At 47.6% G+C, this 17,580-nt stretch carries 18 protein-coding genes and 1 tRNA gene; 9 read left to right on the forward strand and 10 right to left on the reverse strand.

Annotated features, from left to right (window positions below; all coding sequences use genetic code 11):
• Positions 1 to 21: 21 nt before the first annotated feature.
• From flgH to Q0386_RS08205, 5 genes are all read left to right on the forward strand, one after another.
• Positions 22 to 723 (forward strand): flagellar basal body L-ring protein FlgH, encoded by a 702-nt coding sequence (gene flgH, locus Q0386_RS08185; RefSeq protein WP_122873899.1) that lies wholly within the window; start codon positions 22 to 24, stop codon positions 721 to 723.
• 657 nt (positions 724 to 1,380) lie between these two features.
• Positions 1,381 to 3,078 carry an acetolactate synthase large subunit gene (locus Q0386_RS08190; protein ID WP_299029659.1) on the forward strand — a complete coding sequence of 566 codons (1,698 nt, stop codon included), beginning with the start codon at positions 1,381 to 1,383 and terminating at the stop codon, positions 3,076 to 3,078.
• An 8-nt stretch (positions 3,079 to 3,086) separates the two neighbouring features.
• Positions 3,087 to 3,548: an acetolactate synthase small subunit gene (gene ilvN / locus Q0386_RS08195; RefSeq protein ID WP_163026421.1), complete on the forward strand. Its 462-nt coding sequence runs from the start codon at positions 3,087 to 3,089 to the stop codon at positions 3,546 to 3,548.
• Positions 3,548 to 4,504 carry a UDP-3-O-(3-hydroxymyristoyl)glucosamine N-acyltransferase gene (lpxD, locus tag Q0386_RS08200; RefSeq protein ID WP_299029616.1) on the forward strand — a complete coding sequence of 319 codons (957 nt, stop codon included), beginning with the start codon at positions 3,548 to 3,550 and terminating at the stop codon, positions 4,502 to 4,504. The genes ilvN and lpxD overlap by 1 nt, the downstream gene beginning before the upstream one ends.
• Before the next feature lie 54 nt (positions 4,505 to 4,558).
• Positions 4,559 to 4,867 (forward strand): DUF2695 domain-containing protein, encoded by a 309-nt coding sequence (locus Q0386_RS08205; RefSeq protein ID WP_299029617.1) that lies wholly within the window; start codon positions 4,559 to 4,561, stop codon positions 4,865 to 4,867.
• 119 nt (positions 4,868 to 4,986) lie between these two features.
• On the opposite strand, the gene Q0386_RS08210 is transcribed toward Q0386_RS08205, so the two are convergent.
• The 10 genes from Q0386_RS08210 to murA form a co-directional block, all read right to left on the reverse strand.
• On the reverse strand, positions 4,987 to 6,156 hold the full coding sequence (locus tag Q0386_RS08210) for a pyridoxal phosphate-dependent aminotransferase (protein WP_299029618.1): 1,170 nt from the start codon (positions 6,154 to 6,156) through the stop codon (positions 4,987 to 4,989).
• 20 nt (positions 6,157 to 6,176) lie between these two features.
• Complete coding sequence (gene speA / locus Q0386_RS08215) at positions 6,177 to 8,012, reverse strand: biosynthetic arginine decarboxylase (protein ID WP_122873894.1); 1,836 nt, start codon at positions 8,010 to 8,012, stop codon at positions 6,177 to 6,179.
• A complete protein-coding gene (hisS, locus tag Q0386_RS08220; RefSeq protein WP_299029622.1) occupies positions 8,005 to 9,252 on the reverse strand; it encodes a histidine--tRNA ligase in 1,248 nt (415 codons plus the stop codon). Before hisS ends, speA begins: the two co-directional genes overlap by 8 nt.
• A complete protein-coding gene (tmk, locus tag Q0386_RS08225; RefSeq protein WP_299029625.1) occupies positions 9,245 to 9,823 on the reverse strand; it encodes a dTMP kinase in 579 nt (192 codons plus the stop codon). Before tmk ends, hisS begins: the two co-directional genes overlap by 8 nt.
• A gap of 2 nt (positions 9,824 to 9,825) precedes the next feature.
• On the reverse strand, positions 9,826 to 10,293 hold the full coding sequence (gene coaD, locus Q0386_RS08230) for a pantetheine-phosphate adenylyltransferase (protein ID WP_299029628.1): 468 nt from the start codon (positions 10,291 to 10,293) through the stop codon (positions 9,826 to 9,828).
• Positions 10,294 to 10,375: 82 nt separating this feature from the next.
• Complete coding sequence (locus Q0386_RS08235; RefSeq protein ID WP_299029631.1) at positions 10,376 to 11,308, reverse strand: UbiX family flavin prenyltransferase; 933 nt, start codon at positions 11,306 to 11,308, stop codon at positions 10,376 to 10,378.
• Entirely contained in the window at positions 11,305 to 12,111 is an 807-nt protein-coding gene (gene flgA, locus Q0386_RS08240) for a flagellar basal body P-ring formation chaperone FlgA (RefSeq protein ID WP_299029634.1), read from the reverse strand. The genes Q0386_RS08235 and flgA overlap by 4 nt, the downstream gene beginning before the upstream one ends.
• A 59-nt stretch (positions 12,112 to 12,170) precedes the next feature.
• Positions 12,171 to 12,245: transfer RNA gene (locus tag Q0386_RS08245), tRNA-Gly, on the reverse strand.
• Between the two features lie 43 nt (positions 12,246 to 12,288).
• Positions 12,289 to 13,446, reverse strand: a complete 1,158-nt coding sequence (locus Q0386_RS08250) for a molybdopterin molybdotransferase MoeA (protein WP_299029637.1) — start codon at positions 13,444 to 13,446, stop codon at positions 12,289 to 12,291.
• A gap of 1 nt (position 13,447) precedes the next feature.
• On the reverse strand, positions 13,448 to 14,713 hold the full coding sequence (gene murA / locus Q0386_RS08255) for a UDP-N-acetylglucosamine 1-carboxyvinyltransferase (RefSeq protein WP_299029640.1): 1,266 nt from the start codon (positions 14,711 to 14,713) through the stop codon (positions 13,448 to 13,450).
• A 170-nt stretch (positions 14,714 to 14,883) separates the two neighbouring features.
• Between murA and Q0386_RS08260 the strand changes: the two genes are divergently transcribed.
• From Q0386_RS08260 to Q0386_RS08275, 4 genes are read left to right on the forward strand one after another with little or no spacing between them, the layout of a single operon-like run.
• Positions 14,884 to 15,543, forward strand: coding sequence for an NlpC/P60 family protein (locus Q0386_RS08260; RefSeq protein ID WP_299029643.1), 660 nt, complete (start codon positions 14,884 to 14,886; stop codon positions 15,541 to 15,543).
• A 52-nt stretch (positions 15,544 to 15,595) separates the two neighbouring features.
• Entirely contained in the window at positions 15,596 to 16,129 is a 534-nt protein-coding gene (locus Q0386_RS08265; RefSeq protein WP_299029646.1) for a rhomboid family intramembrane serine protease, read from the forward strand.
• On the forward strand, positions 16,126 to 16,965 hold the full coding sequence (locus Q0386_RS08270) for a ferritin-like domain-containing protein (protein WP_299029649.1): 840 nt from the start codon (positions 16,126 to 16,128) through the stop codon (positions 16,963 to 16,965). The genes Q0386_RS08265 and Q0386_RS08270 overlap by 4 nt, the downstream gene beginning before the upstream one ends.
• Before the next feature lies 1 nt (position 16,966).
• On the forward strand, positions 16,967 to 17,455 hold the full coding sequence (locus Q0386_RS08275; protein WP_299029653.1) for a histidine phosphatase family protein: 489 nt from the start codon (positions 16,967 to 16,969) through the stop codon (positions 17,453 to 17,455).
• Positions 17,456 to 17,580 lie beyond the last annotated feature (125 nt).

The raw sequence follows: 17,580 nt of genomic DNA on the forward strand, positions 1-17,580 counted from the left end.
ATTTTCACTTTAAGGTAAAACGTGAGAAAAAATATTTACTTTTGCGCCCTTGCAGCAGCGTTTTTGAGCGGGTGTTTGCCTAGCGCCGATCCTCGCATAGACATGAAGCCGCCAGTTTACGTCGAGCAGCTCCCCGCCAAACAGGTTAATAACCAACCAAACGCGGGCAGTCTTTTTGGTCGCGGAGATAACCCGCTTTTTGCCGACCGCAAGGCGATGAACGTAAACGATATCGTAACCGTCGTCATCAGCGAGCGCGCTAACCAAAGCTCCAGCGGCAAGCACGATACGAGTAAAAATAGCACGATAAGCCTTGGCGGAGGGATATTTACCGCGGGTTCGGCACCACTATCGACGCTGGCTACCCAGCTAAACAAAGCCGGCGATATCGGCTTTAGCGCGGGCACGAAAAACGAATTTACGGGTGCAGGATCTAGCGTGCGCGCAGAGGCCTTTACGACTACGATCTCAGCGCGCATCATAAAGGTGCTAGAAAACGGCAACTACTTTATCGAGGGTTCGCGCGAGCTGCTCATAAACGGCGAAAAGCAGATCATGCAGCTTAGCGGCGTGATACGCCCGTACGACATCTCAAACGCCAACGAGATCGACTCGCGCTACATCGCCGACGCCAAGATCTTATATAAAACCGAAGGCGACGTGGATAGGGCGACGAGGAAGCCGTGGGGGACGAAGCTTATGGAGGCGATCTGGCCTTTTTAAGCTTTTTTATGCTTAGCTAGATGGCTTGTCTTTTGAGTGTCTTTGAATGAGTTTGAAATTTTCGCCCTGCGACAGACTATATGTCTAGTCTTGGGACGAAAATTTCCGCACAACATTCAAATCCATCTCAAAATACTTCGCCTTGGTTTTCCTATTCAAACTTGAAGTCAAATTTGTAAATTTCTGCTTTAAATTTTACCTACCGAGACCCGTATCTTGAAAATGTCAAATTTAAATTTGCGACGCTTTGCGTCAGCAAAGCTATGTCGCCACATCTCACGTGCAGTGGGGTTGGGAGAGGAAGGGGCGACGCTTCGTAAGTAGAACCCCTTCCTCTCCCAAAGAAAAAGAGAAAAGTAGACACAAAAGTGAGCTTTTTGCTCTGCTAGAGGCTATAAGCGCAATTCAAGCCCCTTCCCTCTTTTGTACAAAAAAATCATAATTTATAACGCCAAATTTAGCATCGTAAAGATACGGGTCTCGGCGCGTCAAATTTAATAGCCTATCCAAATTAGATTCTTTCTAAATTTAGCTCACAAATTTACTCAAATTTAAGCCCCTTTAAAGTACCGCCCAAATTCTAAGCCCGATTTTACGCGTTTTTAAACCTTAAAGTTGTATAATCGGGGTCAAATTTATCAAAAGGCGATACAGATGATAAAAGGCATTTCTGGTTCGCGCATGGTGATGGAAGCCTTGCGCGAGGAGGGCGTAGACACGGTTTTTGGTTACCCGGGCGGCGCAGCGCTAAACATCTACGACGAGACGTATAAGCAGAGTTATTTCAAGCACGTTTTGACGCGTCACGAGCAAGCCGCCGTGCACGCAGCAGACGGATACGCGCGCGCTAGCGGCAAGGTCGGAGTGGCGTTTGTAACGAGCGGCCCCGGCTTTACAAACGCGGTCACCGGCCTAGCCACTGCATACTCCGACAGCATTCCGCTTATATTAATCAGCGGCCAGGTTCCGACCTCGCTTATCGGCACGGACGCCTTTCAGGAGATCGACGCCGTAGGCATCTCTCGCCCGTGTGTGAAACACAACTACCTCGTACGCAGTATCGAGGAGCTACCCCGCATCCTAAAAGAGGCCTTTTATATCGCTCGCTCTGGACGTCCCGGCCCCGTTCACGTCGATATCCCAAAGGATATAACCGCAGCCGTGGGGGATTTTGATTACCCAACCGAGATAAAGATGCCGACGTACAAGCCGACCTACAAAGGCAACGCAAAACAGATCAAAAAGGCACTCGAAGTCATCGCCGAGGCCAAACGCCCGCTGCTCTATCTAGGAGGAGGCGTCGTAGCGGCGAACGCTAGCGATCTCGTGCGTAAATTTAGTGCAAAGACGGGCATCCCAGCAGTCGAAACGCTGATGGGCCTTGGCGTCCTAGCGCACGAGGATAAAAATCTACTCTCGATGGTCGGCATGCACGGCAGCTACGCGGCAAATATGGCGATGAGCGAGACCGATCTCATCATCGCGCTTGGCGTGCGATTTGACGACCGCGTGACGGGCAAGCTCAGCGAATTTGCCAAACACGCCAAAATCATCCACGTCGATATCGACCCTAGCTCGATCTCAAAGATCGTAAACGCGCACTTTCCGATCGTTGGTGATCTAAACTGCGTCCTAGAAGAGATGCTGGAAAAAGTAAGCGTAAACGAGCAAAATTTGACCGCGTGGCGCGAGATATTGGCTCGCTACGACGCGCTAAATCCGCTGGATTACAAAGACAGCGACGAGATCATAAAACCGCAGTGGGTCGTGCGCGAAACAGCTAAAATTTTAAAAGAATCAGGCAAAGACGCCGTGATCGCCACCGACGTCGGCCAGCACCAGATGTGGGTCGCGCAGTTTTATCCGTTTGATAGGCCGCGCCAGCTGATAACTAGCGGAGGCCAGGGGACTATGGGTTACGGCCTACCCGCAGCCGTCGGAGCAAAGATAGCAAAACCCGAAGATATCGTCGTAAATTTCACCGGCGATGGCTCGATCCTCATGAATATCCAAGAGCTGATGACCGCCACCGAGATCGGCAAACCCGTCATCAACATCATCTTAAATAACAATTTCCTAGGCATGGTGCGCCAGTGGCAGACCTTTTTCTACGGCGAGCGCTACTCCTCGACCGACCTTAGCTTGCAGCCTGATTTTGCAAAGATCGCAGAGGGCTTTGGCGGAACGGGCTTTGTATGCCGCACAAAGGATGAGTTTCGCTCAGCGCTAAAAGAGGCGATGGCCTGCGGCAAAACGGCGGTGCTAGACGTACGCGTGGACAGATTTGAGGACGTACTGCCGATGGTTCCTGCGGGCGCTGCGATATACAATATGATCTTAAAAAGCAAGGAATAAAAATGAGCATAAGAAGAGTGATTTCAGTCATCGTGCTAAACGAGCACGGCGTTTTATCGCGCATTTCCGGGCTTTTTGCGGGGCGCGGATACAACATCGACACGCTCACGGTCGCACCGATCCCAGGCACCGAGCTTTCTCGTATCAGCATCGTCACTAGCGGCGACGAGCGCGTACTTGAGCAGATCGTAAAGCAGCTGCACAAGCTAATACCGACCTACAAAGTCATCGAAAGCGGCGAATTCGTCGAAAAAGAGATGGCGCTCGTTAAAATCCCGCTAAGCGAAAATTTCGGCGGACTAGACGCGATACTAAAGGCATACAACGGCATCGTAGCCAACACCAACGAAAACTACATCGTCGTCATGGTCAGCGACGACGCGAGCAGGATAGAAAATTTCCTCAAAGCTATCAAAAAATTTAACCCGACAGACGTCGTGCGCGGCGGCTCGGTACTAATGGATCTATGATGAAACTAAGCGAAATTTATAAAATTTTAGGACTGGAATTTAGCGGCGAGGAGCTAGAGATCACGGCTCTAAATTCGCTCTCAAACGCTGGGGCTAGCGAGCTTGGCTACTGCGACAGCGAAAAAAACGCTAAATTTATTGAAGGCTCAAAGGCGGGCGCGATTTTAGTCGCGTCAAATTTAAAAGAGCTCGTCGGCGCGCAAAGCAGGGCAATAGTGGTAGAAAACCCGCACCTTGCCTTTGCTATTTTGAGCGAATATTTTGCCAGAGAGCTTTTAGCGTCCCAGCCACAGCCGGCGCAAATTTCGCCAAGCGCAAAGATAATGCCAAACGTTTATGTGGGCTCTGGCGCAGTTATCGGCGATAACACGCTCGTGATGGCTGGCGCCTACGTCGGCGACAACGTAAAAATCGGCGCAAACTGCGTCATCCACCCAAACGTCGTCATCTATAACGACACGGTTATCGGCAACGACTGCCGCATCAACGCAAACGCCGTCATCGGCAGCGACGGCTTTGGCTACGCGCACACGAAAACGGGCGAACACGTGAAAATTTACCACAACGGCAACGTCGTTTTAGAGGACTTCGTTGAGATCGGTGCATGCACGACGATAGATCGCGGCGTGTTTGAAAGCACGGTCGTAAAAGCATACGCCAAGATCGATAACCTCGTGCAAATCGGCCACAACTGCGAGATAGGCTACGGCTCGATACTAGTCTCGCAGGTGGGGCTAGCGGGCTCAACCAAACTAGGACGTAACGTCGTGATGGGCGGACAAAGCGGCTCGGCGGGGCATTTAAAAGTCGGCGATTTTGCCCAGATAGCAGCGCGCGGCGGCGTGTCAAAAGATATCGCCGGCGGCAAAAAATACGCGGGCGCATATCCGATAATGGAGCTAGCCGATTTTTTCAAACTGCAAGCTAAGATCGCTAGGTTTTTTAAAAAGAACTAAAAATTTGACAGCTTTGCATAATCGCCGTCAAATTTGACTATCAAAGGCGTAAATTTGAACGCAAAATCCACAGAAAAAAGCAAAAGAAAAGAAATTTTAAAAGCTATAAAAGAAAAAGAACTAGCCGAATTTAGGCAAAATTTGCCTATGTCAGAGGATAAATTTATACAGCTTTTTGAGCTTTTGGATACCCAGCTTCACGCGCGCGGCTGCGATCACGACCTAAAACTCACCGAGCAAATTCTCTCAAATTTAGGCGTAAAAGACGTTTTGAGCGTGCTTGCGTGGCTCAAAGAGCAGGGCGGATACTGCGACTGCGAAGTGATGGTGAACGTTGAGCAGAAATTTGAGTATTTGGATTAAAGCTGCGATTTAAATTTGACGCTTGAGTTATCAAAAAAGACTAAAGAAGTTAAATTTACAAAAACCGAAATTTGACGCTGCAAATTTACTCGCCGCGTCAAATTTGAGTCAAATTTTAATTATCTTTTATAGCCTTTTACGAATTCGCCGATCCTTGCGATACCTTTTCTGATACTCTCTAAATCGGTCGCAAAAGACAGCCTAAAGTATCCGTCCATACCAAATCCCACGCCAGGCACCACGGCAACTTTCGCCTTTTCTAGCAGCTCTTTGCAAAACTTCATGCTATCAGGCTCAACCTCGGAGCAGTTTATGAAAAGATAAAACGCACCGTCAGGCTTAAGCACGCTAAGTCCAGGTATAGCGTTTATCATCTCTACGCCTAGGTCGCGGCGCTTTTTAAACTCGCCCTTCATATACGCGATGTCCTCGTCGGCCTTGCCGAGCAACGCAGGGATGGCGCCCGCTTGCGTTAGGGAGTTTATGTTGCTCGTGCTTTGGCTTTGTAGCTTGTTTACCGCGGCGTTTAGCTCTTTAAACGGGCTAGCCATGTAGCCAAATCTCCAACCCGGCATCGCGCCGCATTTGCTTAGGCCGTTTATCGTGATCGTGCGGTTAAACATATCCTCGCTCACCGCCGCGGTCGCGACGAATTCGCCCTCATAGTTTAGCTTTTCGTACATTTCGTCGCTAGCTACGATGATTTTCGTATCTTTTAGCACTTCGCCCAGCGCCTCCAGCTCTTTGCGGCTATATATCGCGCCCGTCGGGTTGCAAGGGCTGTTTAACACTAAAATTTTAGTTCTAGGAGTGATCGCCGCCTTTAGCTGATCGGGAGTGATTTTAAAGCCGGTCTTTTCGCTAGTTTCGATAAAAATGGGCTTACCGCCGCTAAATTTGACCATCTCCGGATAGCTCACCCAGTACGGACTCGGCACGATGACCTCGTCGCCCTCGTCGATTAGCGCCTGAAATACGTTAAAAAGCGAGTGCTTGGCGCCGACGTTGGTTATTATTTGATTTGGCGCGTAGTTTAGGCCGTTGTCGCGCTTTAGCTTTGCGGCGACTGCCTCTCTAACCTCGGGCGTACCCGCTACGGCGGTGTATTTGCCACAACCTTTATCTAGGGCAGCTTTTACTTCGTTTTTGATGATCTCGGGCGTGTCAAAGTCCGGTTCGCCCGCGCCAAAACTAATTACGTCCTCGCCGCGGGCTTTCATCTCTTTTGCCTTGGTGCTGATTTCGATGGTTAGGCTCTCGCCTAGCACCTGAACTCTTTTTGATAGCATTTTTACTCCTTTTTGTAAATTTAAGATATAGTTTTTAGATAGCCATTATCGTTTAAAAACAGATACATTTCGCCTAAAATTTGCTTGCGCTGCGAGTCGGTTACGAGTTTTGACTTTTCGATGCGCTCGTTTAGGATGTCCTGGATCTCGTAGATGTCATAGTCCAGATCCTCCATGATATCAAGGATAGACTGGCTTTCTAGTAGGTGCGAAACCTTAAATCCCTCGGCGTCTATCTCGATAGTAGCTTCGGTAGGGTGAGTAAAGAGATTGTGTTTCATGCCCAGCACCTCCTGATACGCTCCGACTAGGAAAAATCCTAAAAAGTACTCCTCTTGCTCCACATCTACGTCGTGTAAAAACAGAGGATTTTCCTCGTCATCAAAGCCTATTTCGCCGTCACTATCGCACGTGATATCCCACAGCGACGCCGAGCGGGTAGGGCGCACGTCTAGGCGGTCAAGCGGCATGATAGGGAAATTTTGCTTTAAGCCCCAAAAATCAGGCAACGACTGAAAGAGCGAGAAGTTTACGAGATAGCGTTCCTGCGCTTCTTCTTGCAGCTTTAAAAGCTCGGCGTTGTGCTGCTTGGTGCCGAGGATTTTAGCCGCTTTTTTTATGATTAGGTGGGTTAAAATTTCAGCATTCGAGCGATCCTGCAAATCGACGTAGCCCAGATCAAACAGCGTGAGTATACTCTCCATATGATCGATGCTATCGTGCAGATACTCTATCGCGTTTGACGGTTTTATCGTGCTTAGCAGGTCGTTTAGCTCGGTGATTAGCTGAGGATTTTTCTTTTTTAACACAAGCTTTTCCTCGGTGTAGTCCTGGCTAAAGAGCTCCAAAACGGGCGCGACCAGCACGGCATGCGAAGCCGAGACGAAGCGGCCGCTCTCGATAAAGATATCGGGCTCCACCTCGTTTCGCTGCGTCGCCATCGTTTTTAGCAGATAGACCACATCGTTGGCATATTCGCTAAGCGTATAGTTTCGGCTCGAGTTTTCTTTAAACTGCGAGTACTCTATGGCTAGGCCGCCGCCTAAATTTATGGCTTTTAGGTTTTTCGCGCCCATTTTTCGCAGCTCGGCGTAGATGTTTCCTGCTTCGATTAGCGCCTTTTTTAGCGGGTGGATTTCGGTGATTTGCGAACCGATATGAAAGTGGATCATATTAAATCGATCGAGCAAATTTGCCTCTTTTAGTAAATTTACCGCTTCGATTAGCTCGGTTGCCGTTAGGCCAAATTTGGAGTTTATACCGCCGCTTTTAGCCCAGATACCAGATCCGCTGCTATGTAGCCTGATGCGCAGACCGATGTTTGGCTTTGGCGCGAAACGCTCTTTTGCGATGGCGATGATAGCCTCAAGCTCGTTTAGCCCCTCGATCGTTAGCGTGATGTTGTGCCCCATTTCGGCCGCGATAAAACCGATATTTATCATCTCTTTATCTTTAAAGCCGTTTACGGTGATCGGCGCGCCTTCGTTATTATACGCCATCACCAGCAGTAGCTCCGCCTTTGAGCCCGCCTCCAGCCCGTAGCCGTACTTTTGGCCGTGACGGACTAGGTTTTTTACAAAGCCCGGATATTGGTTTACTTTTAGCGGATAGACGGCGTTAAAACTACCTTTGTAGCCAAATTCGTTTTTCGCGCTCTCGAAGCTTTTGTAAATTTGCGAAATTTGCTTGTGTATGAGGTGAGGGAAGCGCAGCAATAGCGGGCCTCGGTAGCCTTCGCTCCTGATGCTTTTTACGATGTCGATGATGGCGGGTTTTGAGCCGGTATTGACGCAAATTTTACCGTTTTCGACGATGAAGTTATTATTTCCCCACAAATTTAAACCGTAATCATACATTTAAAATCCTTTTAAGTTCCGTCTCCAAATCAACCAAATCAAGCGTTTTTTCAGCCTTCTCGCTTAGATCTTTTAGCCAAATTTTGCCAGATTTTAGCTCGTCCTCGCCGACGCAAAGGCAAATCCTAGCATTAGCGTTATCTGCGGCGTTTAGGTGTTTTTGTAGTTTTTTTGGCTCGTAGCTCACGATGACTGGGAGGTTTTTTCTTAAATTTATCGCTACTTTATAGACCGCATCCACGCCATCGGCATCCATCGCGCCGATATATACGCCGCTTCTTTTACTCTCGCTCTCGCGGCCGCCTAGGATTTCCATTATGCGCTCGATACCCATCGCAAAGCCCACGCCGTAGCTAGCCTTGCCGCCTAGGTACTCGACTAGTCTGTCGTAGCGTCCGCCGCCCGCGACCGCGCTTTGCGCGCCGATCTCGTTTGAAACGAACTCAAACGCCGTTTTGCAGTAGTAATCAAGCCCGCGCACGAGTTTTGGATCTATCTCAAACTCCACGCCGTTGCCGCTTAAAATTTCTTGTAACTTTTTAAACTCGGCTGCACATTCGTCGTTTAGGCTACCGATTATCAGCGGCGCGTTTTCGTAGATTTTTTGGCAGCTTTCTACCTTGCAATCTAGCACGCGGATAGGGTTTGTGAGCTTTCTGCGCTTGCAGTCCTCGCAAATTTGCCCTTCGTGCGAGTCCAAAAATTTAACCAACTTTTCGCGGTAGGCGCCCATGCTAGCGGCGTCTCCGAGCGAATTTATAAGTAGCTTGGTTTTGATGCCAAGGCGAGAGAAAATCTCATTTATCATCAAAATAACGCTCGCATCCTCATAAACGCTAGGTTCATTGAAGCACTCGCAGCCAAACTGATGAAACTCGCGCAAGCGTCCTTTTTGCGGGCGTTCATAGCGAAACATCGAACCGTGGTAAAAGTACCGTCTCACGCCGCCCGCGCGGTCAAATTTAGCCTCGATAAAGGCGCGCACGACGCCGGCCGTACCCTCCGGACGCAGACAAACGTCGTTGCCGCCCTTGTCCTCAAACTGATACATCTCCTTGCCCACGATGTCGCTGCTCTCTCCGACGCTGCGGCGAAAAAGCGCCGTCTGCTCCAAGTGCGGAGCTAATACGAACTCGTATCCGTAGTTTTTCGCGACCTCTTCGCAGATTTTGATTATCCTCTCGTAAAGTCCCGACTGGGGCGGCAAAACGTCCTTCATCCCCCTTAATGCGCTAATCATTTATAAACTCCTTTATCAAATTCGTTATTTTTTCTTCGTCCCAGGCGGCGTCGATCGTGACGTAACGGGCGTCTAGTTTTTGTAAAATTTCCTCCATCGCGTCCTGAACTTTTAGCAAATAACCAAAGCCGCGAGCCTCTATGCCGTCCATCTGCGCGCGAGAGTTTAGGCGCGATCTTAGCGTGCTTTCGTCTGCTTTAAAAAATACTATTTTTTGCGGGAAATTTCCTTGCAAGGCGAATTTATTTAAGCTTAAAAGCTCTTCAAAGCTAAAATTTCCACCCGCCAGCGCGTAGGCCATGCCGGAAACAAAGCCCCTGTCGCTTAAAATCATTTTATCTAAATTTGGCTTTATTATTTTGCCGAAGTGCTCGGCTCTGTCGGCCAAAAATAGCAAAATTTCGGCCCTTTTATCCAGATAGTTTTCTTTTAGTAAAATCTCGCGTAAATTTTCGCCAAGCTTCGTGCCACCCGGTTCTTTGGTTACGATCGCTTGCGGGTAAGCCGCCGCCAGCCGCGCTATCTGCGTGCTTTTGCCCGCGCCGTCGATACCTTCAAATAAAATATACAAATTTAGCCTTTCAAAGTTTCTAAAATTTCGCCCGGAACTAGCTTGCTAACGTCGCCGTCGTGGCTAAGAACGGAGCGCACGATCGAGCTTGAGATAAAGGCGTTTTGCAGGCTCGGCATCAGATAAACGGTCTCAAGCTCCTCCCAAAGCACGGCGTTTGCGTAGCCGATTTGCAGCTCGTACTCAAAGTCGCTGACCGCGCGAAGTCCGCGGATCACGACGTTTACGCCGCAGCTTTTAGCAAAATCTACGAGCAGGTTATCAAAACCGACGACCTCGACGTTTTTTAGATCCGTCGTTGAGATTTTTACCATTTCTACGCGTCTAGCCAAACTAAAATAGGGCTGTTTGCTCTCACTAGCCGCAACCGCGACGATGACTTTATCGAAAATTTTGGCCGCGCGCTTGATGACGTCCAGATGGCCGTTTGTGACGGGATCAAAGGTGCCGGGATAGATACAAGCTTTCATTTTTCGCCTTTAAATTTTAGAGGATGATTTTACTATTTTATGCCTAAAACAGGACTTTATCTTGCGGCTAGTGCAGCTGTTTTTAGCTCCATCTTTTGTAAATTTGATGCTCTAACCCGAGCAGGTCAAGCCACTTGCCGATGATGAAATTTTCCATATCCCAAAGGCTGTTTTGACCAGAATAATAGCCCAAAATAGGCGGAGCAATAACGGTGCCAAGAGCGGAGAGCTTGGCCGCGTGCTCGAGCGCTAGCGTAGAAAACGGCATCTCTCTAACACCCAAAACCAGCCTTTTTCGCTCCTTTAGCGCGACTGCGGCGGCGCGGGTTATCAGAGTGTCGGCAAAGCCTGCGTGGATTTTAGCTAGGGTACTAATAGAGCAGGGCGCAACGATAGTAGCGTCTATGCCAAACGAGCCCGAGCTAGGAGCCGCAGCAAGATCGGAGTCATCGTGGATAACGGCGCGATTTTGCAAATCTTGCCAAATTTGATAAATTTCCTCTTTTTGAGCGCGGTTTTTATCAAATTCGCTCTTGTTTTGAAATTTACCGCCGTCAAATTTACAAATTTGCTCGTTTGTGTCGTCAAGAGCGCAGTTATCCAAAGCGTCAAATTTTATAACATTACCGCCCAAATCTTGCGCATTATCCGTAAATTTGTCGCTTTGGTTTTGCGATCTTTCGTCTCCGCCTACAAAGTCCAGCTCGCCTTGTGCGGAGCAAAAATTTACGCTTTTTTCGTCTTCGTCGCGGCGCGACTGCGAGTCGTTTTCTCTATTTTGCGCCGAAATTTGAAAATTTACGGCCGTAGCGTTTCTACCGCCGTGATTTTCGTCAAATTTAGCAGCTGCGTCGTTTTTATAAAAAATATCCGTCAAATTTAGCTCTTTTTCCAGCACGTTCATCGCGTTTTTACTCACGCACAGATGCAGCTCGCTTCTTTTTGCTATCTCACGGGCAAGCTTTAGCCCCAGATTTACGCCGCTTGCGCCGCTAATGCCTAGAAAAATTTTCATCTTATCATCACCTGTTTTTTTGAGATGATTTGAGCGCTAAAGACCTTTTTATCGTTGTTTTTGACCTTGATGGTCTCGCCTAGATTTCCGTTTTCTAGCGCCGTGACCTCGACGATGATGCTGAGCGCACCGTCGCTAAGCACGGCGTTAACGCGCTCGCCTTTTTTGATGAGCGGCAACGGCGTAAACTGCCGCAGTCGCAACACTTCGCCGCTTTTTATGTTTTGCTTCGTCGCTAGCCTCGCGTTTGGCGCATCACTCATCATGTCGGGGCTAAACTCGCCAAGCTCGACCCAATCTTTTGCAAAGTCGTCTATACCTAGCATCTGGCGCGTCGTAAGTGGCTTAGTAGCCCGCAAAACCGGCATTTTTGCGCTAACTTCGTATCTAAAAAAAACGCTTGGCTGCGAGCCGTTTGGCGTGATAAAACTAGCTCTAAAGCTACCTTTTGGATTGATTTTATTTACGTAAATTTTGTCAAATTTGTATTCGTGGAAATTTTTAGGAAGTTCATTTTGAGGCTCGATGAGCGGAAATTTTACAAATTGCAGCCCCTTAAACTCGCCCGCAACCTCTTGTAAAAAGGCGCGCTGCACAAGAGCCAATGCGTCGCAGTTTTTCACAAATATCGTCTCTCCGCCGCTTTTATCCTCAAGACTGACACCGTGTTTTTTTAAAATTTCAGCTAAGTCTCGCGAATTTATTTTTGCAGCTTTGTTTTCGCCCAAATTTAAAATCTCATCGTTTTTACCCGCAAAACCCAAGTCCGCAAGCGTTATTTTGCCATTTGAAACGCAATACATCGGCCAAAGCGCTAAATCTGAAGAAAATAAAAAAATGGGAAAAAATAGTAAGAAAAAAATGGAGCGGGAAACGAGATTCGAACTCGCGACCCCAACCTTGGCAAGGTTGTGCTCTACCCCTGAGCTATTCCCGCACCGTTTGAGAAGTCGCAATTTTAGCAAAAACGTTTTCATTTGTCAAGAAAATTTCAAAATTTTTACGATTTCGCCCGCTTTTAGCTCGCCAAGACTCTCGTTTGTTACCAAAACGGCGTTACTTTTGATGAGCGGAGTTATCATGCCAGATCCGAATTTATTATTATCCGTCACGCTAAATTTGCCTTCGCAAAAGCTGCCTAGTACGATATTTTGGCGTCCAGATTTTATTTTTACGTCTTGATTTAAAACGGCGTCAAATTTTTCAAGCTGTGCGCCCTTTAAAAAAGGAACGACTAGCAAAAAGCACATCAAAAACGCAGCCATCGGATTTCCAGGTAGTATAAAAACGATTTTTTTACCTTTTATAAATGCCTTGCTCGGTCGTCCCGGGCGGATATTTACGCCGTCAAAAAGCTCGCTAAAGCCCAAATTTAAAAGCGCCGTTTTCATAAAATCAGCCTCACCCTTGCTCGCTCCACCGCTTGTGATAATAACGTCAAATTCGGCCGTCCTAAGCGCGCGCGTCGTGCTTTCCAAGTCGTCTTTTATGATGCCCGCATACGAGCTAGCAAAGCCGAAGCTTTGAAGCAGTGACGAGATGCCTGCGCCGTTTGCGTTGTAAATTTGCTCCTCGCTCGCGTTTTGCCACGGCTCGACCACTTCATCACCGCTTGAAAATATACCGATCTTTATCTCGCGCTCTACGCAGACGCAGTAGATGCCCTGCGCGGCTAGCATCATCACCCTTGCAGGCGTTAAAATTTCGCCTTTTTTTAGCAAAATTTCACCCGCTTTGACCTCTTCGCCTTTGTATCTTAGGGCGTTAAATTTTTTAACTTTACTTTGCGGCGAGAGCTTGCCGTCTAGCAAAACCGCATCCTCAAAAGGCACGACCGTGTCGGCATTTATAGGCATTTTTGCGCCGGTCATTATCTTTACGCATTTGCCTTTTTTTAGCGCGATCTCGGCCTCGTCGCCTGCTAGCACGGTTGCTGCGATACTCAAAGGCTCGTCAAAATCGTCAAATTTGAGCGCGTAGCCGTCCATCGCAGCGTTATCGAAAGAGGGCAAATTTTTAACCGCAATTACATCCTGGGCTAAAACTTTACCCGTCGCGCGCTCAAGGCTTACAAGCTCGCCGCAGCCGTCAAATTTGGCTTTTTCTAGGATTAAATTTTGAGCAAGCTCTAGCGTCATTTTACTCCTCCAACCTGCGTATTTTTGCACCCAGAGCCGCTAGCTTGCGCTCTAGCCCCTCATAGCCTCTATCTAGGTGGTAAATTCTGTGCACGCGGCTAGTTCCGTTTGCGGCAAGGGCCGCTAGCACTAGGGCCGAGCTTGCGCGCAGATCGGTAGCCATCACGTCTGCGGCGTTTATCTCGCCTCCGCCGTAGATCGTCGCAATGTGGCCGTTTAGGCGGATGTCCGCACCCATACGCGTGAGCTCGCTAACGTGCATAAATCGGTTCTCAAAAAGCCTCTCGTCGATCGTGCTGACGCCGTTTGCTACGAGCGAGAGTGCCATAAACTGCGCCTGCATATCGGTCGGAAATCCCGGAAACTCAGTCGTCACGATCTCGACGGGATTTACGTTTTTAGTCGGCATTATCGTGATTTTATGGCCGTCCACGACGGTTTCAAGGCCCATTTGGTTAAATTTAGTAAGCACGGCTCGTAGATGCGCGGCATTGGCGTTTGTGATGGTGACTTGCGAGTTCGTGATCGCTCCGGCGCAAAGATACGTCCCGGCCTCGATCCTATCGGGGATAACCGTAATCTCGCTCACATCCAGCAAGCGCCTATCCGTACCCTCGATCACCAGCTCATCCGTGCCGATCCCCTCGATCTTCACGCCACCTGCGGCCAAAACCTCGCAAAGCTGCACCACCTCGGGCTCTTTAGCGACGTTGATTAGACGCGTCGTGCCGTGAGCGAGCGCGGCGGCCATTATGATGTTTTCGCTGCCCGTTACCGTGATCTTGTCAAACACGATCTGCGCGCCCTTTAGCCCGTCTGGCGCCGTGGCTACGACGTAGCCTTGTTTTATCTCGATGTTTGCGCCCATTTTTTCTAGCGCGCTTAGGTGTAGATCTATCGGCCTTTGTCCGATCGCGCAGCCGCCGGGCAGGCTCACCTCGCAGTGGCCAAACCTAGCTAGTAGCGGGCCAAGAACCAAGATAGAGGCGCGCATTTTACGCACGATGTCGTAGTTGGCCTTTGTGGAGCTAACGTAATTTGAGTTGATTTTTAACGTATGTTCGTCCGTAAATTCGCATTTTGCGCCCAAATTTACTAGCAGAGTAGCTAATGTTTTTATATCCGCGACGTTTGGCATATTTTTTAGCGTCACGTCGTTTTTTATGATTAGAGCCGCGGCTATGAGGGGCAGGGCGGCGTTTTTCGCACCACTTATGGCGACCTCGCCGCCTAGTTTCGCGTTTCCTTCGATTTCTAGATAATACATATTCTTAAATCCTTAAATAAAACCCAAAGTATAGTGAAATTTAGCTTATAAATTTAAATTTATGCCGATATTTACCGATTTATTTATATAATCTTGCTTCTAGGTGGCTCGTTTATTGTGCTTAAATTTACCGCAAAACGCTGTCTTAAATATAAAATAGGATGATTTAAATGAAATTTACCATTTTTTTACGGCTTTCGCCGATTGCGGCTTTGATTTTTAGCGGATGCGCGAACGATGCGCCCAAAATTTATCCGACAGATCAAAGCGGACAGATCTTAAATGCGAGATTTTTAAACTCGCAGCAAGACGTATTTAACGATCTAGGCGGCATCGCGCTTTCAAATTTTATGCAAGGCTTTTTAGGCAAAAAAGACGGCGGAGACTGCTCGGGTTTCGTCTCTCTCGTAAATAAAAACATAAACAACGTTTACTTTTCCGAGACAAATTTGCTCAAATTTTACGGAGAAAGCGGATCAAAATCGCAAGCCATTTATAATTTTTATAAAAAGCGAAATTTGGTCTCGCAAACAAGCCCAAAGCTCGGAGATTTGGTGTTTTTTAACAACACTACGAGTCAAACTAAAGGCAAAAACAAGCAAATCATAACCCACCTTGGCATCATAGACCGCATAGAGGACGACGGAACTATAAGATTTATGCATAATACCAGAGGCAAAAACAAAAGCGGATTTATAAATCTATTTCAAAAAAATAGCCACAAAATAGGCGGCAAAGAGGTAAACTCCTACATCGTAGCGTGCAAAGGCGGCGACGCTACTTGCCTAACGTCAAACAGATTCGCCGGCTTTGGCAAGGTTAATTTTTAGCTAAATTTATGTCTAAATTTTATATGATAAAGCCTTTAAAAAGGAGCCGTTTTTGAAAGCTACGATATCGCTCATCGCGTTAAATTGTCTAGTATATTTTGCCGTTTACTGCGGCATTTGCGGTAGTAACGTGACGCTTGGGCTAAATATGTTTTTCACAGACGGACTTTACGTTTGGCAGCCCGCTACCTCGATGTTTATGCACGCAAATTTGGCCCATCTGCTGATGAATATGGCGGTTTTGTATCAGTTTGGATCGCTTCTTGAGCGGTACTACGGCAGCGAAAAATTTGCCGTTATTTACTGCATAGGAGGCGTTTTGACCTCGCTGCTTAGTTTTGTTTATATTTATGTTATGTTTAAAACCAACGGAACTTTTATAAATTTAGTCGGAGCTAGCGGCGCAATTAGCCTACTGCTCGGTATTTTGGCGTTTTTGGACGCCAGTAGCCGAAAGGGGCTCATCATCGCGATCTTACTAATGAGCTTCGCGCCCGTAGCTATAGGCGTAAACGTCGCCTGGTACGCGCATATTATCGGCTTTGCGCTAGGATATTTCGGAGTAAAATTTAAGGTGATAAAATGAGATTTTTCGATCAAATTTGGGAAATTTTAGAGTGCGGCGACAAGGAGCTTAAATTTGATAAATTTAGACGATTTTACGCCGAGTATAAGGCAGGTAAATTTGACGCACAGATAGAAGAGGGCGGTAAATTTGACGAGATAAAACAGCTTAAGCGCCCGAGCTACGCGGTATTTTGCGAGGTAGTAGCCATGAGGGAAATCGGCGGCAAAAAGCAAGCGGACAAGCAAAAAGCCTTCCTTCACTCGATCGCTCACATCGAATACAGCGCCGTGGATATCGCGCTAGATGCGGCGTATCGCTTCCGCGCGCTACCAAAGGCCTACTATGACGACTGGCTCGAGGTCGCCAAGGATGAGATCAGACACTTTAAGATGATCGAGGAGCACATGGCTAAATTTAGCGTGAAATACGGCGATTTTACCGTGCACGACGGGCTTTTTATCGCCCTGCAAAACACCTCCGCGTCGCTGCTCGAGCGCATGGCCGTGCTACCTAGATATATGGAGGCAAACGGCCTTGACGCAAATGCGTTTATGCTAAAAAAACTGGAAATCGAGCGCGAAAAAGACGAAAACAAGGCGCAGCTTTGCGAAATTTTGCAAGTTATCTTAGACGAGGAGATCTCGCACGTCTCAAAGGGCGATCGGTGGTTTAAATTTGCCTGCGAAAAAGAAGGCGTAAGCCCTGAAATCTACGCGCAAATCGTGCAAAAAATCTATCCCAAAGCCTTTTTGCAATCCCGCGAGCTAAACGTAAGCGCACGCCTAAAATCAGGCTTTAGCGAGGCGGAAATCGAGCACATAAAAAATATAGCGAAAGCCGGAAAGGCGGAATAAAATGAAAAAAATCTACTTTATCAGGCACGCAAAAGCCGTAGATGAGGGTGAGGGTAGCGACTTTGAGCGCGATCTAAGCGAGCGAGGCAAAAAGGATCTGGCGCTGATGTGCGAACGACTAAAAAAGCACGAGGTGGGAGCAGATGCGATATTTTCAAGTCCAGCTAAACGCTGCGCCAAAACGGCTCAAAAGCTAGCCGAAGCAATTAAATTTAAGAAGAAAATCAAATTTAAAGACGGGCTATATGGAGCGCAGACGCACGAGCTTTTAGCCTTTATAAGAGAGTTTGACGACAAATTTCAAAGCGTATTTATCATCGGACACAACGACGCAATAACTGAAATTTGCGAGCTTTTAAGCGACGGCGCTATCGGAAATATCCCGACTTGCGGCATCTTTTGCATCGAATTTGACGGCAGCTTCAAGGAGTTAAAAGAACACGGCGCAAAAGCTCTGTTTTTTGACTATCCTAAAAAACATAAAAAATAGGGCTAATTAAAAGCTCTATTTTATTCTTACATTTTTTATTAATCCAATTTACTTCATTAAAATTTTCTCAAAAAACATACAATAGCAAGCAAAATATTTAGCAAAATAAGCATAAAAATTATCCG

Origin of the sequence: uncultured Campylobacter sp., assembly GCF_938045625.1 — a bacterium.
In the GTDB taxonomy this organism is placed as follows: Bacteria; Campylobacterota; Campylobacteria; order Campylobacterales; family Campylobacteraceae; genus Campylobacter_A.